This window comes from Sphingomonas sp. GM_Shp_1 (assembly GCF_026540895.1).
Classification (GTDB): domain Bacteria; phylum Pseudomonadota; class Alphaproteobacteria; order Sphingomonadales; family Sphingomonadaceae; genus Sphingomonas.
Window position 1 is genome coordinate 20,376 of record NZ_JALNUR010000021.1, and the last position, 22,215, is coordinate 42,590.

Here is a 22,215-nt window from a genome sequence, read left to right on the forward strand (position 1 = left end):
TCATGCAGCCCTCCGCCGCGCTCGGTCGTATCAGCCCGTCCCCCACGCTCGCCATCACCAGCCGCGTGATGGAGCTGAAGCGGGCCGGTGTCGACGTGATCGGCCTGGGCGCGGGGGAGCCGGACTTCGACACGCCCGAATTCGTCAAAGAGGCGGCGATCCAGGCGATCCGTGACGGCAAGACCAAATACACCAATGTCGACGGCACGCCCGAGCTGAAGGCGGCGATCGCGGAAAAGTTCGCGCGCGACAACGGCCTGACCTACAAGGCCGATCAGATCAGCGTGAATGTCGGCGGCAAGCACACCCTGTTCAACGCGATGGTCGCGACGATCGATGCGGGCGACGAGGTGGTGATTCCCGCGCCCTATTGGGTCAGCTATCCCGATGTCGTCCAGTTCGCGGGCGGCGTGCCGGTGATCGTGAAGGCGGGCCCGGAACAGGGGTACAAGCTGACCCCCGAGGCGCTCGACGCGGCGATCACGCCCAAGACCAAGTGGGTAATCCTCAACTCGCCGTCCAACCCGACGGGGGCGGGCTATACCGCCGACGAGTTGAAGGCGCTGGGCGAGGTGATCCTCAAGCACCCGCATGTCTGGGTCTTCGCCGACGATATGTACGAGCATATCGTCTATGACGGCTTCCGCTTCGCGACCATCGCGCAGGTCTGCCCCGAGCTGTACGAGCGCACGCTGACGGTGAACGGCTGTTCCAAGGCCTATGCCATGACCGGCTGGCGCATCGGCTATGCGGGCGGTGCGCCCTGGCTGATCAAGGCGATCGCCAAGCTCCAGTCGCAGTCGACCTCCAACCCCTGTTCGATCGCGCAGGCGGCAGCGACGGCGGCGCTGACCGGCGACCAGAGCTTTTTGGCCGAGCGCAACCTGGCCTTCCAGGCACGGCGCGACATGGTGGTGTCGATGCTGAACGCAATCGAGGGCATGACCTGCCCGACGCCGGAGGGCGCCTTCTATGTCTATCCGTCCTTTGCGCCGCTGATCGGCAAGACCACGCCCTCGGGCCGGTTGATCGACAGCGACGAGGCGTTCGTCGGCTATCTGCTCGACGATGCGAAGGTCGCGGCGGTGCAGGGGGCGGCGTTCGGCCTCTCGCCCGCGATGCGAATCAGCTATGCGACCTCGGATTCGCTGCTTCGCGAGGCCTGCACCCGCATCCAGACGGCCTGCGCCGCGTTGAAATAAGGGTCGCTCTATTGCGCTGCGAAAGCCGGTCGGTCCGCGCAACTCGCGGGATCGGCCAGCTTTTTCCATGGGGCGGCGTGCGCCGCAGCAATATGGCTTAACTGTGGCATGAACGACACGTCCACGTGCCGTTAATGCTGTGTTTCTATAAACGCCATTGTCGGAACGGCATCGATCGACCACATCGCGCCCGGAAGATCGCCGCCCATCCGGGGGTGACCCATCAAGACAGGTGAAGACGAATGCGTGCCCTCCTCAAGTCCAGCTTCGTATGGCAGTTCGCCGGCGGATTTGCGCTTGGCGCCTTGGGTCTCGTGATGCTTCATCCGGGTGAGGCGCCCAGCCGCTACACCAGCGCGCCGGTCGAGGCGGTTCGCTAAGGGGGCTCCCGGCGGGGGTGATTCCCATGGCCTTCGACTTCGCTCAGGCGGAACGGAGGTTTGGAATACTCCTCTACAACAGCCGTTCGGGCTGAGCGAAGTCGAAGCCCACGCTTCAACGCCCGCCCCTAGTTGAACCCGAAAACCCACCCCATATCATGGCGATGCGCACTCCCCTCTGCATCGCCCTTGCCGCGACCGCCTTCGGAGCGGTAGCGCTGTCCTCTCTCCCCGCACAAGCGGAACGCGCCGTTCCGCTGCCCAAGGCCGCACTGGACGTCCCCGTCGCCGGTCGCAGCCAGACGGCGGTGCTGGCGGGCGGTTGCTTCTGGGGCATGGAAGCGGTGTTCGAGCGGGTGAAGGGCGTGCGCGCGGTGACGGCGGGCTATGCCGGTGGCCGTCGCGAGGATGCCAATTACGGCGCCGTCTCGACCGAGCGGACGGGCCATGCCGAAGCCGTGAGGATCACCTACGACCCCGCGCAAGTCTCCTACGCCACGCTGCTGCGCGTCTATTTCGCGATCGCGCATGACCCGACCCAGGTCGGTGGCCAGGGCCCCGATCGCGGACCAAGCTATCGCTCCGCCGTCTTCGCCCAGTCGCCCGAACAGGTACGGGTCGCCCGCGCCTATATCGCGCAACTGACCAGGGCCCATGCCTTTGGCAAGCCGATCACCACCCGGATCGAGCAGGGCGGCTTCTTCCCCGCCGAGGCGGATCATCAGAATTTCTACGATCGCAACCCGATGCATCCCTACATCATGCGCTGGGACAAACCCAAGGTGGCGGGCTTCCGCGCCGGTTTTCCCGATCTGGCGCGGGCGGGATAGGGCATCGCCGCCATTCCTCCCCTGTAAGGGGAGGGGGGCCAGCGAAGCTGGTGGAGGGGTGTCCCCCGATTGCGAGTGCTCGCAAACCTCTCCGACCGCGACACCCTCCGTCAGGCCTGCGGCCTGCCACCCCCCTTGCGGGGGAGGAATAGGGGGAGACCCCCTTCAGGCGGCGACGGGGAAGCGGAGCATCCGGTCGCGCACCGGGACCAGCGCCTCTGCCGATCGCCCGACCGCCTGGATCAGCGCGGGATGATCCACATCCAGCCCGCCGGTCAGCGCCCCGAAGGCGGGCAGGATCAGCTTGTTCGTCGTCCCCACGAAGCAACGCCGCGCGACCAGCTTGCCGCGCACCCGTAAGCGAAGCTTGGGGTGGAAATGCCCCGACAATTCGGGCCTCGTCTCGGCCGGATCGGCCTCGTGCCGCAGGACCAGTCCATCGACCAACGCTTCGTCCACCACCGCGCCGCCGCATCGGTCGCGCAGCACAGGGTCGTGATTGCCGGTGATCCAGGTCCACTCGGTCGACCCGGTCAGCGCCAGCAGCATCGCCCGCGCCTCCGGCAGCAGGCGGTCGCATCCGTCCGCATCGTGAAAGCTGTCGCCCAGACACCAGACCTGCCGCGCGCCGGTCCGCGCCACGATGTCGGTCAACTCGCTCAACGTGGCGAGCGAGTCGTACGGGGGCAGCATCTGTCCGCCGCCGGCATACCAGCTCGCCTTCTCCAGATGCAGGTCCGCGACCAGTAGCGCGGCCCGCGCGGGCCAGAACAGCGCGCCATCGGCCAGCGCCTGAAACGCCTGCCCGCCGAACGAAAAGGGAACCATTTGCCGTCCATGCGCTTGACGCTCGGCAATATCAAGCGTTTGCACAGGGCATGGGAAAGCCCTTGCTTCCCGGACGGAGAAGCGTAAAGCGCGCCGTCCTTTTGGCTCAGGGGGTTCCGGCGGACATGACGGGGACGGCAACCGACATTATGGACGACCAGAGCGCGACCACGGGCGCGGCGGAAACCGCGCACCGTCACCCCGCGCTGGCGGCGCTGACCATCGGCGCGATCGGCGTGGTGTTCGGCGATATCGGCACCAGCCCGCTCTACGCCTTTCGCGAGGCCCTCTCCCAATCGGCGGGCGACGGCATCGACCCCGGCGAGATCCTGGGCGTGCTCAGCCTGGCGCTCTGGTCGCTGATCCTGGTCGTCACGATCAAATATGTCGTCTTCCTGATGCGCGCCGACAATCAGGGCGAGGGCGGGGTGCTGGCACTGGCCGCGCTGGCCCGGCGTTCGGTCGGCATCCGCTCGCGGCTGGCGCTGGTGCTGGGCGCGGCGGGGGCGTCGCTCTTCTATGGCGATGCGATCATCACGCCCGCGCTGTCGGTCCTGTCGGCGATGGAGGGGCTGCACACCATCCCCGCCGCCGCCACGATCTTCAACGAAGACGTGATCCGGATGTGTACCATCGTCATTCTGGTGGCGTTGTTCTTCATCCAGTCGCGCGGGACGGCGTCGGTGTCGAAGCTGTTCGGGCCGATCTGCATCCTGTGGTTCTTCGTCATCGGCGGGCTGGGCCTGTGGCATATCGCCGACGAACCCTCGATTGCGCGGGTGATCTGGCCGGGTTACGGCGTCAGCTTCCTGGCGAGCCATGGTGTGGTGGGGCTATTCGTGCTGGGGGCGGTCTTCCTGACGGTGACGGGCGCGGAGGCGCTGACCGCCGATATGGGGCATTTCGGGCGGCTGCCGATCCGGATCGGCTGGTTCTCGCTGGTCCTGCCGGCGCTGGCGCTCAACTATCTGGGGCAGGGGGCGTTCGCGCTGTCGGCGCTGGAGCGGGCGACCGCGAACGGACAGCCCTTCACCAATCAGGACTGGTTCTTCCTGATGGCGCCCGAGTCGCTCCGCCCCGCGCTGATCGTGCTGGCGGGACTTGCCACCGTCATCGCGGCGCAGGCGGTGATCACCGGCGCCTTCTCGCTGACCCAGCAGGCGATCCAGCTCGGCCTGCTGCCGCGCCTGCGCGTCCGCCAGACCTCGGCCGATTTCCAGGGGCAGATCTATCTGCCCGCGATCAACTGGCTGCTGCTGTTCGGGGTGCTGGTGCTGGTCATCCAGTTCAAGACCTCTTCGGCGATGGCCGCCGCCTATGGCATCGCGGTGACGGGGACGATGGTGGTGACGACCTGCCTCGCCTATCTGGTCGTGCGGCATCGCTGGGGCTGGTCGCGTCCGCTGGCGCTGGCGGCGATCCTGCCTTTCCTGGCGCTCGACCTCGTCTTTTTCGGGGCGAACATCCTGCGGGTGATCGAGGGCGGCTGGGTGCCGTTGCTGGTCGGCGCGGGGGTGGGGACGATCATCCACACCTGGGTGCGCGGGCGCGGGATCGTCGCGGCGTTCGAGAAGCGCCAAGCGATTCCGCTCGCCGACCTAGCCGCCGCGCTGGCCAAGCGCCCGCCCGAACGGGTGCCCGGAACGGCGGTGTTCCTGACCGCCAATCCGGCGTCCGCTCCCGGCGCGCTGCTCCACAATCTGAAGCACAACAAGATCCTGCACGAACAGAATCTGGTCGTGACGATCCGCACCGCCGACCGCCCCGTCGTGCCGGTCGAGAAGCGCGCGCATGTCGAGCGGCTGGACGACAATTTCGCGACCGTGACGCTGACCTATGGCTTCATGGAGACGCCGGACATCCCGCGCGACCTGCCCCGCGATCTGGGGGTGGAGACGCGCATGTCGGGCCTGGACCCGATGAAGACGAGCTATTTCATCGGCCGCAACACGCTGAAGCCCGAGGCGGAAAAGGGCATGCCGCCCTGGCAGGACCGGCTGTTCATGTTCCTGCAGCGCAACGCCAGCGACCCGACCGACTTCCTGCGGATTCCGCCGGGCAAGGTGCTGGAATTGGGCGAGCAGGTGACGGTGTAACCAGTTCCTCCCCAAGCTCGCTTGGGGAGGGGGGCGTCCGCAGGATGGTGGAGGGGCAATGCCCGGCGATCCGCGCTCTTCCGGTCTCCGGTGATGGGGCAGGCCGTATCGCCTTGCCCCTCCACCACCGGACTGCGTCCGGCGGTCCCCCTCCCCATCGGAGATGGGAAGGAATAGGGGCTACAACGTCACCTTGGGCGGCTTGGCCGCTTCCACGGCGACCAGCACCATCTTTTCCCAGATCACGGGATCGCCCGCCTCGGCCATTGCCTGATCGGGCTCGCGTAGCGTCCGCAGCACCGCCAGCGCGTCGCTCATATGCTCGCGCCAGTGATCGTCGACCAGCTTGGCGGCGGACTCCGAATCGCCCCCCGCATTGGCGCTCAAGCGCTGGCCGCACAGCACGCGCGCGATGCGTTCGGCGGCGGGGGTGTGGGCAATATCCATGGCAACCTCTCCTGATGCGCTGGGATCGTTACGCGATCAACGCGGGAGAGGGGGCAATGGTGCCAGCCTTGTTAAAGCCCCTCTCCCGGCAGGGGGAGGGGTTGGGGAGGGGCAAGAGCCACGGACGTTGGTCTCTGCGAGACATCTTGCCCTCCCCCATCCCCTCCCGCTTGCGGGAGGGGCGTGCTCGCGGAGAGGCGTGGCTCAGCCCTGGGCGCCGCGCCCGGCACCGCCGCCGCCGGCACCACCGCCGGGGCGACCCTGGCCGCCGCGACCACGGGCACCGCCGCCGCTCCGGCGACGCGGCTGACGGCCTTGGGGAGCCCGCGCGTCGGTCGCGCGCGGATGATGGGTCGCACGCGGACGCGCCGGATCGCGCGGACGGTCGACGCGCGGCGCGGGATCGGCGCCGATCGCCTTCACCCGCTGCGACTTGATCGTCTCGGCGCGCTTCACGAAATCGGCGGGCAGCGGCACGACATTGATCTTCTGGCGGGTCAGCTTCTCGATATCCTTCAGATACGGACGCTCATCCTCGGCACAGAAGGCGATGGCCATGCCCGAACGACCGGCGCGCGCGGTGCGGCCGATGCGGTGGACGTACTGCTCGGCGACATTGGGCAACTCGAAGTTGAAGACGTGGCTGACGCCCGGAATGTCGATGCCGCGCGCGGCGATGTCGGTCGCCACCAGCACGCGGGTCTGGCCCGAGCGGAACTCGCCCAGCGCCCGCTCGCGCTGGCCCTGGCTCTTGTTGCCATGGATCGCGTTGGCGGCGATGCCGTTGCCCGCCAGCAGCTTCACGACGCGGTCGGCGCCATGCTTGGTGCGGGTGAAGACCAGCGCCAGCTCGATCGCGGGATCGGCGAGCAGGATGGTCAGCAGCGCCTGCTTTTCCTGTTGCGTGACAAAGGTCACCGACTGGTCGACGCGCTCGGCGGTGGTCGACACCGGGGTGACGGTCACGGTCGCGGGATTGTCGAGGAACTTGTCGGCCAGGTCGCGGATCGCCGCGGGCATGGTGGCCGAGAAGAACAGGGTCTGACGCTTGCGCGGGATCATCTTCACGATGCGGCGCAGCGCGTGGATGAAGCCCAGGTCGAGCATCTGGTCGGCCTCGTCCAGCACCAGGATCTCGATCATCGACAGGTTCAGGAAGCCCTGCTCGACCAGGTCGATCAGGCGGCCGGGCGTCGCGACCAGGATGTCGACGCCGCGCGACAGATCCTGGCGGTTCTTGTTCAGGCTGGTGCCGCCGAAGACGGTGGCGACCGCCAGCTTGGAGAATTTGGCATAGCCCTTGGCATTTTCGGCGATCTGGCTGGCCAGTTCGCGAGTCGGGGCGAGGACGAGCATCCGGCAATGGGTCGGCAGGACGCGCTTGTTCGCCTCGACCAGCCGCTGGATCGACGGCAGGACGAAGGCTGCGGTCTTGCCGGTGCCGGTTTGCGCGATGCCGAGCAGGTCGCGGCCTTCCAGCAGCGTCGGGATCGAATCGCGCTGGATCGGGGTGGGTTCGGAATAGCCCTTAGCTTCGAGCGCGCGGACGAGCGGCTCGGCGAGGCCGAGTTCGGAAAAGGACATGGAATTGCTTTCGATCATGGCGCACGAGTCACGGAAGGGCCGCGAGGAGCGGCGCCGGGGTTGATGACACCCCGCGTGACAAGGGAAGCCTGAAGACAGGGTCGGGGCGGAGCCGGGACTGGAAAGTCCGTTCACGCTGCGAGTGGACGCCTCGACGGATGGGCATGTGCGCTGCTTATTGCCAAAAGTCAAGTTTCGGGCAGGATCGCCCATGCGATGGCGTGACAATCGCGGACGGATGGTTACATCCGATACCAAATAGGCAAGAGGAGTCCTGCATGAAACTCGCCAGTCTCAAAGAAGGTCGCGACGGCAAGCTGGTCGTCGTGTCGAGCGATCTCGCCTGGTATGCCGATGCGGGGCATATCGCGCCGACCTTGCAGGCCGCGCTCGACGATTGGGAGGCGGTCGCGCCCGCGCTGGCCAATCTGGCGACCGATCTCGACCATGCGGCGATTCCGCGCGAGCGCTTCCACGAGCATGACGCCGCCTCGCCGCTGCCGCGCGCTTACCAATGGGCGGACGGATCGGCCTATGTGAATCATGTCGCCTTGGTCCGCCAGGCGCGCGGGGCGGAGCTGCCCGAGAGCTTCTGGCACGATCCGCTGATCTATCAGGGCGGGTCGGACGGATTCCTGGGCCCACGCGACGCGATTCCGCTGGCGGACGAGAGCTGGGGCTGCGACCTGGAGGGCGAGGTCGTCGTTGTCACCGGCGACGTACCGATGGGCGCGAGCCGGGAAGAGGCGCTCGCGGCGATCCGGCTGGTCGGACTGACCAACGACGTGTCACTGCGCGGGCTGATTCCGGGCGAGCTGGCCAAGGGGTTCGGGTTCTTCCAGTCCAAGCCCGCTTCGGCGTTCTCGCCGGTGTTCGTCACACCCGAATCGCTTGGGGGCTGGTGGCAGGACGGCAAGCTGCATCGCGTCCTGAAGGTCGACCTGAACGGCAAGCCCTTCGGTCGCGCCGATGCGGGGGTGGACATGACCTTCGACTTCGGGGCGCTGATCGCCCATGCGGCGAAGACCCGCGCACTGGGGGCAGGGACGATCATCGGGTCGGGGACCGTGTCGAACCGCGATTCGGACGGCGGCCCCGGCAAGCCGGTCGCCGAGGGCGGCGTCGGCTATAGCTGTATCGCCGAAGTGCGGATGATCGAGACGATCCGCGGCGGCGCGGCCGTGACGCCGTTCCTGAAAAAGGGCGATACGGTCCGTATCTGGATGGAGGATGACCGCCACCACCCGATCTTCGGCGCGATCGAGCAGACGGTGGGGTAACCTTATTCCTCCCCAAGCTCGCTTGGGGAGGGGGACCATCGCGGCAGCGATGGTGGAGGGGCGGGGCCCCGCGGGTTGCCCGCGTCCGGCGTTCGGTAACGGGGCGGCTGCACGGCATCGCCCCTCCACCACCGGGCTGACGCCCGGCGGTCCCCCTCCCCATCGGAGATGGGGAGGATTTGGGAGGTCAATCCACCAAGGCGTCGATGGCTTCGGCCAGGTCGATGTCGCGCGCCGACAGGCCGCCCGCGTCATGGGTGGTCAGCACGATGTCGACCCGGTTCCACACATTGGACCATTCGGGATGATGGTCCGCCTTTTCCGCCAGCAGCGCCACGCGGGTCATGAAGCCGAACGCCTCGTTGAAATCGGCGAAGACGAAACGGCGGCTGATTGCGTCGCGCGCCTCGTCCCAATCCCATTCAGGCAGGCCGTCCAGCGCTTCGTCCCGGTCCAGCTCGCTCAGCCGCTCCACCATGCCTGTCCCCTTGCTTCTCTTGTTCTTTCGCCTGCCCCAGGGGTAAGACGGCGCGCATGAGCGGGCAAGACGGGATCGGCGCGGCACCGGGAGCCGATGTGATCGAGGCGATTGCCCGCGCCGCGATCGCGCGCCTGCCGGACGAGTTCCGGGCCCATCTCGGCGATGTGGTGCTGATCGTCGAGGAATTTGCCGATGACGAGACGCTGGCGGCGCTCGGGCTCGAACATCCGCTCGACCTGACCGGCCTCTATCATGGCCGTCCGGTGGGCGAGAAGAGTTCGATGGATCCGGGTGCTCTGCCCGACCGCATCCACCTTTATCGCCGCGCGATCCTGGACGAATGGATCGAGACGGGGGTGCGGCTCGACGATCTGGTCGTGCATGTGACGATCCATGAGATCGGCCATCATTTCGGCCTGTCCGACGCGGATATGCACGCGCTGGAAGACGCGGTCGCGTGATCCTGGCCCTGTCCGATGTCGCCTGCGCGCGGGGCGGGCGGCTGCTCTTTGCCCGGCTGTCGCTTACCCTGGCCGAGGGCGAGGCGGTGATCGTTACCGGTCCGAACGGCATCGGCAAGTCCAGCCTGCTGCGCCTCGCCGCCGGGCTGATCCCGCCGTTCGAGGGGACGGTCGAGCGGCCCGGCCGCGTTGCGCTGATGACCGAGGATATCGCCCTCGACACCGAGCGGCGGCTGCGCGACGCGCTGCGCTTTTGGGCGCGGCTCGATCCCTCGGCCGATGGGCGCGGGCGGGTGGCGGCGGCGCTGGAGGCGGTCGGTCTTGCCCCCCTGGCCGAGGTGCCGGTGCGGCTGTTGTCGACCGGTCAGCGCCGCCGCGCCGCGCTGGCGCGGGTGGTGGCGTCACGGGCTCCGCTCTGGCTGCTCGATGAGCCCGCCGCCGGGCTGGATCTCGAAGGCATCGCGATGCTGGAGCGCGTGATCGCCGCGCATCGCGCCGATGGCGGTGCGGTGCTGCTGACCACGCATCAGCCGCTGGATGTGGCCCAGGCGCAGTGGCTCGCGCTGGGCGAGCTGGTTCCGGCATGAGCTTCGCCCCCACCCTGATCGCGCGCGATGTGCGGCGCGGCTATGCCGGGGGCGGGGCTGGGCTGGTCTGCGGCTTTTTCCTCTTGGCCGTGGTGCTGTTCCCCTTTGCCATCGGGCCCGACCGGGCGGTGCTGGCGCGGGTGGGGACGGGTGCGATCTGGGTCGCGGCCTTGCTCGCCGCGCTGTTGCCGGTCGAGCGGCTGGTCGCCCCCGATGTCGAGTCGGGCTGGTTCGACCAGATTCGGGTGCACGGCCTGTCGCTGCCGCTGGTCATGGCCTTGCGCATCGTCGCGCACTGGATTGCCTTTGCGCCGCCGCTGATGCTGGCGGCGTTGGTCGCGGGCGGGTTGTTCGGGCTGGACGGCGCGGCGGTCGGGCGGGTCGAGGCGGGGTTACTGCTCGGCACACCGGGGCTGGCCGCGCTGGCGGTGGCGACCGGCGCGCTGACCGCTGGACTGCGGGGAGCCGGTGGGCTGGCGGGGTTGCTGCTGTTGCCGCTGGCGCTGCCGCTGCTGATCTTCGGGGCGGGGAGCGAGGACATGGGTGCGCTCAAGCTGCTGGCGTCCGTATCGCTGTTGCTGGTCGCGGGCGCGCCCTGGATCGCGGCAGCGGCGATTCGGTCGGTGCGGGACTGAGACGATGGCCGACGTGCTGCGGATCGCGCGGGCCTTCGACGCGGCGGCCGCCTATGACGCGCATGCGGTGGTCCAGCGACAGGTCGCCGATTGGCTGGCCGAGCGGGTGATCGCCGTCGCGCCGCCCGTCCCGCGCGTTCTGGAGATCGGGTGCGGCACGGGCTTCCTGACCGGTGCAACCTTGCCGTATCTGATCGAGCCCGACTGGCTAATGACCGATATCGCGCCCGCCATGCTGGCGCGGGGGCTGGCGGCGAATCCCGGCGTACGGGGGCGGGTGATGGACGGGGAGCATCCCGACCTGCCCGGCGAAGCGCCCTTCGACCTGATCGTCAGCAGTCTGGCGGTGCAATGGTTCGCCGACCTGAGTGGCGGCTTGCGGCGGTTGGCGGGGCTGCTCGCGCCGGGCGGGCGGATGCTGGTGACGACGCTGGTCGAGGGGACGTTCGCGGCTTGGCATGATGCGCACCGGGCGGAGGGCTATGTCGCGGGAAGCCCAGTCTATCCTTCGGTCGAGACACTGGGGTGGCCGGTCGAGACGCGGGCGTTCGTGCAGCGGCACGACTCGGCGGCCGAGTTCATGCGCGCGCTGCGGGCGATCGGGGCGGGGACGCCGCGTGAGGGGCACCGGCCGATCCCGCCGGGCGCGATGCGGCGTATCGCCAAGCGGTTTGAGGCGGCCGGGGCGGTGGCCAACTATGAGGTGGCGTTGATCGAGGTCGGCGCTCCTCACCTCCGTTCGTGCTGAGCCCTTCGGCTGGCTGGCAAGCCAGCCGCTCAGGATAAACTTCGGCGCATCGCGCCGAAGTCGAAGCACATGCCCCGCCGCGATGACTGGGCGTGGCCTTCGACCTCGCTCAGGCTGAACGGATGTTTTGGAGGTAGGAGTGCCTTACCGGCTCCACCGTGCCCAGATGGCCGTCGGCAGGGTGAGGCCCCGCGCTTCCTCGCGCACGCCCAGTTCGCCGCACTCCACCTTGCCGGGCAGGTCGGCCATGACCTGGCGCATCATCTCGCCGATCGCCATCGCCGACATGCGCACCGCGTACACGGTCAGGAACAGGAAGCGCGAATCGGCGTCCAGCAACTGGCGGCAATTGGCGATCAGGCCGGGCAGGTCTTCCTCCAGCCGCCAGACCTCGCCTTCCGGCCCGCGTCCGTATTTGGGCGGGTCGAGCAATATGCCGTCATAGCGCCGCCCGCGCCGCACCTCGCGCGCGACGAACTTGGCGGCGTCGTCGATGATCCAGCGCACCGGTGCATCACCCAAGCCCGATAGCACCGCATTGCCACGCGCCGCCTCGACCGACTTCTTGGAGGCATCGACATGGACCATCTTCGCGCCCGCACTCGCCATCGCGAGTGTGCCGACGCCGGTATAGCCGAACAGGTTCATACACTCCGGCTCGGCCAGGCCATCGACCTGTTCGCGCATCCAGCTCCACACCGGCGCCATGTCGGGGAAGAAGCCCAGATGGCGGAAGGGGGTGTTCTGCGCGGTGAAGCGCACCTCGTTCCATTTCAGCGGCCAGCCGTCGCGCGGGACCGGCTCGTTGAAGTTCCAGCGGCCGCCGCCATCCTCGTCCGAGCCCGGCACGAACTCCGCCGCCGCGCGCCAGTCGGTGGTCGCAGGGGCCCACATGGCCTGGGGCTCGGGGCGGATGAAGCGGAACCGGCCATAGCGTTCCAGCTTGCGGCCATGGCCGGAGTCGACCAGCCCGTAATCCGCCCAGGGCTCGCCGATCATCGTTTCGAGTTTCATGCGCCCGCGTTAGCGCAAACCATGCCCGTCGATAAAGGCCGTCACCGCGTCGAAGGTGGCGGGCAGGGTGGTGTAGCGCTCCTCGCGCTCGAACAGGTCGCCGACGCGGCGGGGGAGCGGGGGCCGCACGCCGGTCGCGCGCTCGACCGCGTCGGTGAACTTGGCGGGGTGGGCGGTGGCCAGCGTCACGACGGGTGCGCTCGTCTCGGCAGCGCGGGCGGCCGACAGCGCGATGGCGGTGTGCGGGTCGAGCACCTGGCCCGCCTCGTCGTTCGCCCAGCGCATCGCGCGGCTCATGTCATCGGCATCGACGCGGGCGCTGGTGAAGAGCGGCGCGATGGCCTGGCTCTGCGCATTGGTCAGCCGCATCGCGCCCGACGCCTCGAACCCCTTCATCTGGGCGGCCAGCGCCGCACCGTCGCGGCCGTTCGCGTCGAACAGGAGGCGTTCGAAATTGGAGCTGACCTGGATGTCCATCGAGGGGGTCGCGGTCGCCTGTACCTCGCCCTTGGAATAGTCGCCCGAGGATAGCGCGCGGTGGAGGATGTCGTTGACGTTGGTCGCGACGATCAGCCGCTCGATGGCCAAGCCCATGCGCGCCGCGACGTACCCTGCGAACACGTCCCCGAAGTTGCCGGTCGGCACCGAGAAGGCGATGGCCTTGCCCGGCGCGCCCAGCCGGACGGCGGCGTAGAAATAATAGACGACCTGCGCCATCAACCGCGCCCAGTTGATCGAGTTGACCGCCGACAAGGTGTGGCGATCGGCAAAGGCGCGGTCGTTGAACATCGCCTTCACCAGGGCCTGGGCGTCGTCGAAATTGCCCTCGATCGCGATGTTGTGGACATTGGGGGCGAGCACCGTGGTCATCTGGCGGCGCTGGATCTCGGTGACGCGGCCCGCCGGGTGGAGCATGAAGATGTCGATATTGGCGCGCCCCGCCACCGCATCGATCGCCGCCGAGCCGGTGTCGCCGCTGGTCGCGCCGACGATGGTCAGGCGGGTCTCGGTGCCGCGCAGAAAACGCTCGAACAACAGGCCCAGCATCTGGAGCGCGACGTCCTTGAACGCCAGCGTCGGGCCGTGGAAGAGTTCGAGCAGCCACTGGTCATGGTCGAGCTGGACCAGCGGCGTGACGGCGGCGTGCGAGAAGCGGCCATAGGCGGCGTCGCACAGGTCTTGCAGTTCTTGCGGAGTCAGGCTGTCGCCGACGAACGGCGCCATGATCCGCGCGGCGGTCTGCGCATAGGACAGGCCCGCCAGCCCCTCGATTTCCTCGCGGGTCAGGGTCGGCCAGGTTTCGGGCACGTAAAGCCCGCCATCGCTGGCGAGACCGGCCAGGGTCGCGCCCCGGAAATCGAGGACGGGTGCGGAGCCACGGGTACTGAGATAGCGCATGATGCGTCGCGGCTTAACGGCGTGTGTCCGTCACCACAACCGTTCGATTGCGCCGGACGAGCGCCAAACCATAGATAATTGCGGCGATGGCGGCGAACAGGAACCATTGGATGGCGTAAGCCAGGTGGTTGTTGGGCACGCCATCGACATCGGGACTGGGGTTGGGTTCCAGTCCGGCGGCGGGCGTGTCGGCGACGAGCAGCATCGCCTGGGGACGGTGGTCGAAGGCCGACTCGATCAGCGAGCGGCTGTCGGGCGCGTGCGAAACATAGCCGCTGACCCGCCCGCCGCGCCAGTCGACCTCCTTGCGCGGGTCATGGGTGGTGCCGAGCTGCACCTGCAACGATCCTTGCGGCACCGAACAGGTCGCGATCAGCCGGAACCCCGCCGCGCCCGCGCCCGCCCGGCGGATTGCGATGGGCGGGCGGCAATCGGCGATCGTGCGGCGGAAGAGCAGGCTATCGTCGGGGAAAAGCGGAAAGGCGATGACCGGCCGCGCCGGATTGGCGGCAAGCTGCGCCAGATAGGCTTCCTTCTTGGGCAACCGGTCGAGCCATTGCCATAGCCCCAGCGCGACCATCGCCGCAACGGCCAGGCCGACGATCAGCGTCGGGAGGACGGGAATACGCCTCACGCCTCGTCCTCCTCGGGGCGGACCACTGCCCCCTCACGCGCTTCGTTCCGATATTCGGCGGCCATCAGCGCGCCCTTGGCGAGCCGCAGCGTATAGACCACGCCGACAGCGGTCAGCGGCAGCCAGATCAGCATGTGCAGCCAGAGCGGCGGATGCAGCGTCAGCTCGACCGTGATCGCCGCGATGGTGATGACCGTGCCCAGGATCAGGGTCAGGAAGGCAGCGGGCCCGTCCCCCACATTGAACCGGGTGAAGTCCAGCCCGCACGCGCTACAGCGATCGGCGAATGTCACGACCTTGCTCGACAGCAAAGGTCCCGCAAACAAATGGGGCTGGCCGCAACGCGGACACAGCCCCTGAAACGCCGCCTGTGCGATGGTGGGAGGGGTCGGCTCAGCCACTATGAACCGGCGCGCCCCAGCCACCCCAGACATAGACGGTGACGAACAGGAACAGCCAAACCACGTCGACGAAATGCCAGTACCAGGCCGCCGCCTCGAACCCGAAATGCTGGCGGGGCGTGAAGTCGCCGCGATAGGCGCGGATCAGGCAGACGATCAGGAAGATGGTGCCGACGATGACGTGGAAACCATGGAAACCGGTCGCCATGAAGAAGGCCGCGCCATAGTTGATCCCCTTAAACGGGAAGGGCGCGTGGATATATTCATAGGCCTGGATCGAACTGAAGATCAGCCCCAGCACGATGGTCAGCCACAGCCCCTTCAGCACTCCGTCCCGGTCGCCGACGCCCAGCGCACCCCACAGGCCGCGCTTCACGCCGCCCCGCTGGTTGTGGATCAGGGCGTGGTGCGCCCAGGTCACGGTGGTGCCGCTGGTCAGCAGGATCAGCGTGTTGAGCAAAGGCAGCTTGAAGGCGTCGACCACCTCAATGCCCTTGGGCGGCCAGGTCGCGGCGATGGCGGTGGCGCCCTCGGCGGCGCGCTCGACCTGGCCGTCGACGAAGCTCATCGCGGTAGGGAACAGCGAGAAGTCGAAAAAGGCCCAGAACCAGCCGACGAAGAACATCACTTCGGAGGCGATGAACAGGATCATGCCATAGCGGAAATGAAGCTGGACGACGGGGGTATGGTCGCCATGATGCGCCTCGCGCACCACATCGGCCCACCAGCTGCCCATGCAGAACAGCACGGCCGCCAGCCCCGCCAGGAACGCCCAGCCCCCGCCCTGCACGCTGTGCATCCACATGATCGCGCCCGAGGCCATCAGCAGCGCCGACATCGAACTGGCCAGCGGCCAGGGGCTCGGCGGCAGGATGTGATAGTCGTGGTTCTTCGCGCCAGCCATGATCCCGTCCCTATGATTTTGCTATTTTGGGGGCAGGCTAACCCGCTTTTCCCGCCGAATCCACCGGGTAAAATGTGTAGGACAGGGTGATGGTCTCGATGTCGCGCGCGTCCGGGTCGTTCAGGATCTTGGGATCGACGAAGAAGATGACCGGCATCCGCACCGTCTCGCCGGGTTTCAGCGTCTGCTGCGTGAAGCAGAAACACTGGATCTTGGTGAAATAACGCCCCGCCTGGTCGGGGGTGACGTTGAACGTCGCGGTGCCGGTGACGGGGACCTTGGCGTTGTTGGTGGCGGTGAAGAACACCATGTCGCGCGCGCCGATATCGACGGTTTCGTGCGGGTTCTCGGGCTTGAAGGTCCAGGCGAGGCGCGAGGAGACGTTGGCGTCGAAATCGACCCTGATCTGGCGATGGACGCTGCCCGGTGCCTTCGACCCACGCTGCGTCGTGCCCTGATAGCCGGTCACCTGGCAGAACATGCGATAGAGCGGCACGCTGGCAAAGGCGAGGCCGGTCATGAACACCACGCCGAACAGCGCGAACACCACGGTCCGAGCCTGTCGCGTGAGCCGCATCAGTGCATTCCCGACCGGATCTTGGACAGGGTGATGAAGAAGATCAGCACCACCAGGAAACCGAGCAGCAGCGCCATCGCGGTGGCACGAGCGCGCTGCTTGGCGCGAATCCGGTTCGAATCGTCAGGCGTCATGCCCAACGATCCACCACCAGCGCGCCGAAGAGAAGGAAAAGATACAGGATCGAATATTTGAACAGCCGCTTTTCGGGCTTCATCGCATCGTCGGCCTGCGTATGCCGGAAGGCGACGATGGCGGCATAAGCGGCGAATAGCGCGGTCCCCGCACTGGCGATCACGCCATAGATCGCACCGGTCAGCCCCAGCGGCCAGGGCGCGACCGCGGCGATGGCCATCGGGATGGTGTAGAGCCCGATCTGCGCGCGCGTCACCCGCTCGCCCGCGACGACCGGCAGCATCGGCACGCCCGCATTGGCGTAATCGGTCTTCACGAAGAGGGCCAGCGCCCAGAAATGCGGCGGCGTCCACAGAAAGACGAGGCTGAAGAGGAGGAAGGGGAGGAGCGCGATCTGCCCGGTCGCCGCCGCCCAGCCGATCAGCGGTGGAAACGCCCCCGCCGCCCCGCCGATGACGATGTTCTGCGGCGTCCGGCGCTTCAGCCAGACGGTATAGACCAGGACATAGAAGAGGATCGAGACGGTCAGGATCGCGGCGGCGACGTAATTGACCGCCAAGCCCATCAGAATGACCGAGAAACAGGCGAGCCCGACGCCGAAATGCAGCGCCGATTCGCGGTTCATCCTCCCGGCGGGCAGCGGCCGCTTCGCGGTGCGCTTCATCAGCGCATCCAGGTCCGCCTCATACCATTGGTTCAGCGCCCCCGCCGCGCCCGCCCCCAGCGCGATGCACAGGATCGCGGTGAAGCCGATCACCGGATCGATGCCGACCGGCGCGGCCAGCATCCCGCACAGCCCGGTGAACACCACCAGCGTCATCACCCGCGGCTTGGTCAAGGCGAGGAAATCGCGCCAGTCGGCGGGGACGAAGACGGAGGAGGGAATGCTGGACATGGGAGGCCCGCATATAGGCGCTGTGAGGTGGGCGGGCAATCGAAGCGGCAGTTGCTAGGACACTCCGCCCACCAAAAGCGCACCCCCTCCCGCACGCGGGAGGGGGACGGGGGGAGGGCAGGGAGTCTCACAGAGACCATCGTCCGTGGCTTTTCCCTCCCCCATCCCCTCCCGTTTACGGGAGGGGCGTGAGACTCATCAGGCTCAGCCTTGCTTCAACGTCGCCATGTCGATCACGAAGCGATATTTCACATCGCTCTTCTGCATCCGGTCATAGGCGGTGTTGACCTCGTCCATCGCGATCATCTCGATATCCGCGGTCAGGCCGTGCTGGTGACAGAAATCGAGCATCTCTTGCGTCTCGGCGATGCCGCCGATCAGCGAGCCCGCCAGCGACCGGCGGCGGAAGACGAGATTGCCGACCGAGGGCGACGGGTGCGGCGAATCGGGGACGCCGACCAGCGTCATCGTGCCGTCGCGCTTCAACAGCACCAGGAACGCGTCAAGATCGTGCGGCGCGGCGACGGTGTTCAGGATGAAGTCGAAGCTGTTGGCGTGCGCGGCCATCTGGTCGGCATCCTTCGACACGATCAGTTCCTTGGCGCCCAGCCGCTTGGCATCCTCGGCCTTGTTCGGCGAGGTCGAGAAGACATAGACCTCCGCCCCCATCGCCGCAGCGATCTTCACGCCCATATGACCCAGCCCGCCAAGACCGACGATGCCGACCTTCTGGCCCGGCCCGACCTTCCAGTGACGCAGCGGCGAATAGGTGGTGATCCCCGCGCACAGCAGCGGCGCGACGGCGGCCAGATCGGCCTCTTCATGGTTGATCTTCAGGACGAAGCCTTCCTTGACCACGATATGGTCGGAATAGCCGCCGAAGGTATGGCCGCCCATCACGGGATCGGGGCCGTTATAGGTGCCGACGAAGCCGGTGGTCTCGCAATATTGCTCTTCGCCGTCATGGCAGGAGGCGCAATGGCCGCAACTGTCGACCATGCAGCCGACGCCGACCACGTCGCCGACCTGGTACTTGGTCACCGCGTCGCCGACGGCGGTGACGCGCCCGACGATCTCATGACCCGGAACGCACGGATAGAGCGTGCCCGCCCATTCGCCGCGCGCCGTGTGCAGGTCGGAATGACAGACGCCGCAATAAAGGATGTCGATCGCCACATCGTCTGCTTGCGGATCGCGACGCTCCAGCGAGAAGGGGGCGAGCGCGGCGTCGGCCGACTGGGCCGCATAGGCCTTGGCGGGAGTGGGCATGGAAGCTCCTCTGGAATCGATAGGGGCGACCGAAGGATCGCCGCGCTCATATGGGACCCGGGGACTCGCATGCCAGGGCGATGGGCCTGCTAGTTTTTCCGATCGGCGCTGATCGGGAAAATGTGAAACTTCAACATGTTATATTATCACTGGCCCCGCCATGCCCGGAGCCGGGGCCGAACTTACCCCATAAATCCCTGATTCCAGGTCGAGCTGTCGTAATTGCCGATATTGGGCAGCACGGTGCGCAGACCCCCCGAATCGATGCCGAACCAGCTTGCCAGCGTCGCGGCATATTGGTCGACCGACATGGTCGGGATCAGGCGGCCCTGGCCGACATCGTCATTGTTGTTGACGCCGACCGTCGGCGCCTTGCCATAGAGCCGCTGCCCGCGCACCGCGCCGCCGACGACGAAGTGCATGCCGCCCCAGCCATGGTCCGACCCGTCGTCATTGGATTGAAGCGTACGCCCGAAATCGGATGCGGTGAAGCTGGTCACCTGATTGGCGACGCCCATCGCCTCGGTGGTGTCGTAAAAGGCCTTCATTGCCGACGACATGCGGGCGAGCAGCCCCGGATGCTGCGTGACCAGATTGTCGTGCAGGTCGAAGCCGCCGAGCGACACGAAGAACACCTGCCGCTTCAGCCCCAGGGTCTGGCTGACCGAAATCATCCGCGCGACCATCTTCAACTGGTCGGCGAGCGGGTTGTTGCTGGGGAAAAGCGGGAAGCTGGTCGCGGGTGCGCCCGCCAGCGCGCTGCTCAACTGCGCCTGGATATCGAGCGCCCGCTTGCTGATCCGCGCATGCTCGCTGGCGATGGCGAGGCTGGAGTCGGAGGTCATCAGCGTGCGCAGCGTGTCTAGCGCGGTGGACGAACCGTACAGCGTCCGGCTGCTGTTCAGCAGTGCGACCGGGCCGCCGGTGCCGACCGAATATTGGATCGCGCTTCGCCCGGTCAGGTAAACCGCATTGCCGGTGGCGTTGATGCAGGTCAGCGCGGCATTGCCGTTGCCGTTCTGGAACACGTCACCGATCCGCCCGCCCCAACCGCTGCCCGCGCCTTCGGGGCTCGACGCCTGGAAGAAGCTCTGCTGGTCGTTATGGCTGAACAGCTTCGGGGGCAGGCGGACGCTGCGCTTCTGATATTGCGATTTGGTCGTCGGCTCGACCAGCGTGCCGACGTTCAGCGCGACCGCCATCTTGCCCGCCGCGAAGAGCTGGCTCATCTCGGACATGCTGGGCGACAGGGCATAGGCGCGGCCGTCGGGCAGCGCGACCGAGGGGTTCAGCAGGGTGCCCGCCAGCACGTCGCGCTGATAGCCGATATTGGCCCGCGCCGCGCGATAGGCGGCGAAGCTGCCCTCGTCATAGGGGACCAGCGTGTTGGCATAGTCGTTGCCGCCATAGAGGAACACGCACACCAGCGCCTTGTAGTCCGAGGCGGTCGCCGCCGCCGCCTCGCCGATCGCGGCCAGGCTGGAGACGAAGGGGGTGGCGGTCCCGGCGAGGCCGAGCAGGGCGCTGCGCTTGAGGAAGGCGCGCCGTGATTGATCATGGAGGGACTGGTCGTGCATCATGCTCATCACCGCAGGGTCAGATAGTCGGGCGAGGCCATGGTCAGCAGGATCGCGATGCCGACCCGGTTGATCGGGCCGTTGGTCGCGCTGGCCGACACGCTGTCGACCGCGGACCGGATGGTGGCCTGGGTCGCGGCGGACAATTGCCCGGCGGCGAGGATCAGATTGACCTCGTCGACCAGCGCGGCGCTGTCGGCCGCCTTGGTCAGGATCGCGGCGTAATCGGCCTTCACATCGCCGATGCCGTTGGCGATCAGCCCGTACATGAAGTTCACATAGCCGACGACGCTCTGTTCGCTGGTGATCTGGAACTCGGGCGCGACCAGGCCGCTGCTCGCCATGCCGGTGCCCGGCGGGACATAGCCGGGGCGATAGAAGTTGAAGACCGACGGGCTGTGCCCCTTGGCCTGGCCCAACCGGTTCGACGGGTTGGAGGTGTCGCCGATCGCCCAGCCATTGGAGGGCGAATTGACACCGAAGGCGCGTGCCCAGCCGGTCAGCCGCAGGACCGGCTCGCGCAGCTTGCCCGCCGTGGCGGCGGTGGACAGGGTCCGCGCCTCGCTGTCGAGCAGGATGGCGCGGATCACCGCCTTCATGTCCCCGCGCACGCCCTGGCCATTGTCGACGAACTTGGTCGCGACGCGGGTGACATAGGCGGGCGACGGGTTGCTGGTGACCAGCCGCTGGATCAACTGTTTCGAGATGAAGGGGGGCACGTTGGGATGCGCGAAGATCGCATCCAGCGCCGCGCCGATCCCCGCCATGCCGCCGCCGCTGACCGTGGTGCCCAGAAAGCTCGACGCGCCGGTTTCGTTGAGGGTGGCGTTCATCACCAGCGGCTGGCGCAGCCGGGTCGGCGTGTTGCTGTCGGTACTGGTCGGAACCAGTCCGGTGAACACGCGCGCCAGCCCGGACACATCGGCCTGGCCATAGGTGTCGATCGGCTGTCCGCCGTTCAGCTTGGGTGTGCCGTCCATGTTCAGCTGGCTGAGCCCCAGCGTGAACAACTGCATCAGCTCACGCGCGTAATTCTCGTCCGGCTGGGTGCCGGTGGTCGGGTTGGCCTTGCGATTATACTGATAGGTCAGGAACTGGCCCATCGCGAAATTGGTCGTCACCGCGCCCAGCAGGTCGCGATAATTGCCGAAGGCGTTGTCCAGCAGGATGTCGACATAGGCGGCCATGGCGAAGGCGCGCCAGGTGCTGCTCGCCTGGTCGATGCCGACCACCAGAATGTCGAGCAACGCCATGCCTACGCGCTGGCGAAGCTGGTCGGGCTCGACGATCATCTGGCGCCACATCGACGGATCGAAGCCGCTGATCGCGTTCGCCTTGGCGGTGTCATAGCCATTGGCGATCAGCCAGTCCCAATGGCTGGTCGCGCGGGGCAGGGCGAACTGGTCGGTCAGCCAGCCGTCATAGCTGCGCGAGACGACCGTATCGATGCTGGCGCGGGTCGCGCCCATCGTGGCCTGCGCCAGGAAGCGGCTGGCCTCGACGGCGGTCGGCGCGGCGTTGACCACGACGATGGGGGTCGTGGCGGTGGGGGTGGAGGCGGTGCCCTCGGCGCCGCCCGTGGCGGTGGCCGTACTCCCGCCGCCGCCGCCGCCGCCACAGGCGGCCAGCGCCAGCAGCGGCAGCGTCGCCACGCCGGCCTTGCCCGCCGCATGGCCCGAAGGCCGTTCGACGATGGGCAGTTCCGTGCCGTCCTCGACGGTCGCCGCCATCGGCTCCGTCACAAAGTCCCGCCCCGTCATCACATCAATGTCCGATAGCGTCGCCTAGCTGGCAACCGAGGGACAGGATGAGCCTATCTGGTTAATGGAAGGTGCAAGGCTCCTCGGTTCGT

24 protein-coding genes are annotated in these 22,215 nt (G+C 67.4%); 9 read left to right on the forward strand and 15 right to left on the reverse strand.

The genetic code is table 11. The features are described from left to right. Nucleotides 1-2 precede the first annotated feature (2 nt). From OXQ33_RS11715 to msrA, 3 genes are all read left to right on the forward strand, one after another. Nucleotides 3-1,202, forward strand: a complete 1,200-nt coding sequence (locus OXQ33_RS11715; RefSeq protein ID WP_267434870.1) for a pyridoxal phosphate-dependent aminotransferase — start codon at nucleotides 3-5, stop codon at nucleotides 1,200-1,202. A 242-nt stretch (nucleotides 1,203-1,444) separates the two neighbouring features. Next, entirely contained in the window at nucleotides 1,445-1,582 is a 138-nt protein-coding gene (locus OXQ33_RS11720; protein ID WP_267434871.1) for a hypothetical protein, read from the forward strand. A gap of 158 nt (nucleotides 1,583-1,740) precedes the next feature. Continuing rightward, on the forward strand, nucleotides 1,741-2,412 hold the full coding sequence (gene msrA, locus OXQ33_RS11725) for a peptide-methionine (S)-S-oxide reductase MsrA (RefSeq protein ID WP_267434872.1): 672 nt from the start codon (nucleotides 1,741-1,743) through the stop codon (nucleotides 2,410-2,412). A 165-nt stretch (nucleotides 2,413-2,577) separates the two neighbouring features. Here the strand turns inward: msrA and pdeM are convergent, their stop codons facing one another. Beyond that, nucleotides 2,578-3,240: a ligase-associated DNA damage response endonuclease PdeM gene (pdeM, locus tag OXQ33_RS11730; RefSeq protein WP_267434873.1), complete on the reverse strand. Its 663-nt coding sequence runs from the start codon at nucleotides 3,238-3,240 to the stop codon at nucleotides 2,578-2,580. A gap of 149 nt (nucleotides 3,241-3,389) precedes the next feature. On the opposite strand from pdeM, the gene OXQ33_RS11735 reads away from it, so the two are divergent. Beyond that, nucleotides 3,390-5,336 carry a potassium transporter Kup gene (locus tag OXQ33_RS11735; protein WP_267434918.1) on the forward strand — a complete coding sequence of 649 codons (1,947 nt, stop codon included), beginning with the start codon at nucleotides 3,390-3,392 and terminating at the stop codon, nucleotides 5,334-5,336. Nucleotides 5,337-5,516: 180 nt separating this feature from the next. Here OXQ33_RS11735 and OXQ33_RS11740 read toward each other — a convergent pair whose 3' ends face one another. Beyond that, nucleotides 5,517-5,783, reverse strand: a complete 267-nt coding sequence (locus tag OXQ33_RS11740; RefSeq protein WP_267434874.1) for a hypothetical protein — start codon at nucleotides 5,781-5,783, stop codon at nucleotides 5,517-5,519. A gap of 204 nt (nucleotides 5,784-5,987) precedes the next feature. Then, complete coding sequence (locus tag OXQ33_RS11745; RefSeq protein ID WP_267434875.1) at nucleotides 5,988-7,367, reverse strand: DEAD/DEAH box helicase; 1,380 nt, start codon at nucleotides 7,365-7,367, stop codon at nucleotides 5,988-5,990. Between the two features lie 278 nt (nucleotides 7,368-7,645). Between OXQ33_RS11745 and OXQ33_RS11750 the strand changes: the two genes are divergently transcribed. Further along, nucleotides 7,646-8,647: a fumarylacetoacetate hydrolase family protein gene (locus OXQ33_RS11750; RefSeq protein ID WP_267434876.1), complete on the forward strand. Its 1,002-nt coding sequence runs from the start codon at nucleotides 7,646-7,648 to the stop codon at nucleotides 8,645-8,647. Nucleotides 8,648-8,834: 187 nt separating this feature from the next. Here OXQ33_RS11750 and OXQ33_RS11755 read toward each other — a convergent pair whose 3' ends face one another. Next, nucleotides 8,835-9,212, reverse strand: coding sequence for a 4a-hydroxytetrahydrobiopterin dehydratase (locus OXQ33_RS11755; protein ID WP_267434877.1), 378 nt, complete (start codon nucleotides 9,210-9,212; stop codon nucleotides 8,835-8,837). On the opposite strand from OXQ33_RS11755, the gene OXQ33_RS11760 reads away from it, so the two are divergent. The 4 genes from OXQ33_RS11760 to OXQ33_RS11775 are packed head-to-tail and all read left to right on the forward strand — an operon-like array spanning nucleotide 9,182 to nucleotide 11,559. Then, nucleotides 9,182-9,589, forward strand: coding sequence for a metallopeptidase family protein (locus OXQ33_RS11760; protein ID WP_267434878.1), 408 nt, complete (start codon nucleotides 9,182-9,184; stop codon nucleotides 9,587-9,589). The two genes, OXQ33_RS11755 and OXQ33_RS11760, sit on opposite strands and share 31 nt — an antisense overlap. Next, nucleotides 9,586-10,176 carry a heme ABC exporter ATP-binding protein CcmA gene (gene ccmA, locus OXQ33_RS11765; RefSeq protein WP_267434879.1) on the forward strand — a complete coding sequence of 197 codons (591 nt, stop codon included), beginning with the start codon at nucleotides 9,586-9,588 and terminating at the stop codon, nucleotides 10,174-10,176. Before OXQ33_RS11760 ends, ccmA begins: the two co-directional genes overlap by 4 nt. Continuing rightward, complete coding sequence (locus OXQ33_RS11770; protein ID WP_267434880.1) at nucleotides 10,173-10,811, forward strand: heme exporter protein CcmB; 639 nt, start codon at nucleotides 10,173-10,175, stop codon at nucleotides 10,809-10,811. The genes ccmA and OXQ33_RS11770 overlap by 4 nt, the downstream gene beginning before the upstream one ends. Before the next feature lie 4 nt (nucleotides 10,812-10,815). Continuing rightward, nucleotides 10,816-11,559, forward strand: a complete 744-nt coding sequence (locus OXQ33_RS11775) for a methyltransferase (RefSeq protein ID WP_267434881.1) — start codon at nucleotides 10,816-10,818, stop codon at nucleotides 11,557-11,559. A 144-nt stretch (nucleotides 11,560-11,703) separates the two neighbouring features. On the opposite strand, the gene OXQ33_RS11780 is transcribed toward OXQ33_RS11775, so the two are convergent. From OXQ33_RS11780 to OXQ33_RS11830, 11 genes are all read right to left on the reverse strand, one after another. Further along, complete coding sequence (locus OXQ33_RS11780) at nucleotides 11,704-12,573, reverse strand: class I SAM-dependent methyltransferase (protein WP_267434882.1); 870 nt, start codon at nucleotides 12,571-12,573, stop codon at nucleotides 11,704-11,706. 9 nt (nucleotides 12,574-12,582) lie between these two features. Then, nucleotides 12,583-13,971, reverse strand: coding sequence for a threonine synthase (gene thrC / locus OXQ33_RS11785; protein WP_267434883.1), 1,389 nt, complete (start codon nucleotides 13,969-13,971; stop codon nucleotides 12,583-12,585). A gap of 13 nt (nucleotides 13,972-13,984) precedes the next feature. Further along, nucleotides 13,985-14,605, reverse strand: a complete 621-nt coding sequence (locus OXQ33_RS11790) for an SURF1 family cytochrome oxidase biogenesis protein (RefSeq protein WP_267434884.1) — start codon at nucleotides 14,603-14,605, stop codon at nucleotides 13,985-13,987. Continuing rightward, nucleotides 14,602-15,006 carry a DUF983 domain-containing protein gene (locus OXQ33_RS11795; protein ID WP_267434885.1) on the reverse strand — a complete coding sequence of 135 codons (405 nt, stop codon included), beginning with the start codon at nucleotides 15,004-15,006 and terminating at the stop codon, nucleotides 14,602-14,604. The genes OXQ33_RS11790 and OXQ33_RS11795 overlap by 4 nt, the downstream gene beginning before the upstream one ends. Then, nucleotides 14,999-15,910: a cytochrome c oxidase subunit 3 gene (locus OXQ33_RS11800; protein ID WP_267434886.1), complete on the reverse strand. Its 912-nt coding sequence runs from the start codon at nucleotides 15,908-15,910 to the stop codon at nucleotides 14,999-15,001. The genes OXQ33_RS11795 and OXQ33_RS11800 overlap by 8 nt, the downstream gene beginning before the upstream one ends. A 37-nt stretch (nucleotides 15,911-15,947) precedes the next feature. Next, nucleotides 15,948-16,487: a cytochrome c oxidase assembly protein gene (locus OXQ33_RS11805; RefSeq protein WP_267434887.1), complete on the reverse strand. Its 540-nt coding sequence runs from the start codon at nucleotides 16,485-16,487 to the stop codon at nucleotides 15,948-15,950. Next, nucleotides 16,487-16,621 carry a hypothetical protein gene (locus OXQ33_RS11810; protein WP_257575300.1) on the reverse strand — a complete coding sequence of 45 codons (135 nt, stop codon included), beginning with the start codon at nucleotides 16,619-16,621 and terminating at the stop codon, nucleotides 16,487-16,489. The genes OXQ33_RS11805 and OXQ33_RS11810 overlap by 1 nt, the downstream gene beginning before the upstream one ends. Beyond that, complete coding sequence (locus OXQ33_RS11815; RefSeq protein WP_267434888.1) at nucleotides 16,618-17,517, reverse strand: heme o synthase; 900 nt, start codon at nucleotides 17,515-17,517, stop codon at nucleotides 16,618-16,620. The genes OXQ33_RS11810 and OXQ33_RS11815 overlap by 4 nt, the downstream gene beginning before the upstream one ends. Nucleotides 17,518-17,721: 204 nt before the next feature. Next, entirely contained in the window at nucleotides 17,722-18,786 is a 1,065-nt protein-coding gene (locus OXQ33_RS11820; RefSeq protein WP_267434889.1) for an NAD(P)-dependent alcohol dehydrogenase, read from the reverse strand. Between the two features lie 182 nt (nucleotides 18,787-18,968). Further along, on the reverse strand, nucleotides 18,969-20,372 hold the full coding sequence (locus OXQ33_RS11825) for a DUF1501 domain-containing protein (protein WP_267434890.1): 1,404 nt from the start codon (nucleotides 20,370-20,372) through the stop codon (nucleotides 18,969-18,971). After that, a complete protein-coding gene (locus OXQ33_RS11830) occupies nucleotides 20,372-22,123 on the reverse strand; it encodes a DUF1800 domain-containing protein (RefSeq protein ID WP_267434891.1) in 1,752 nt (583 codons plus the stop codon). The genes OXQ33_RS11825 and OXQ33_RS11830 overlap by 1 nt, the downstream gene beginning before the upstream one ends. Nucleotides 22,124-22,215: the final 92 nt, after the last annotated feature.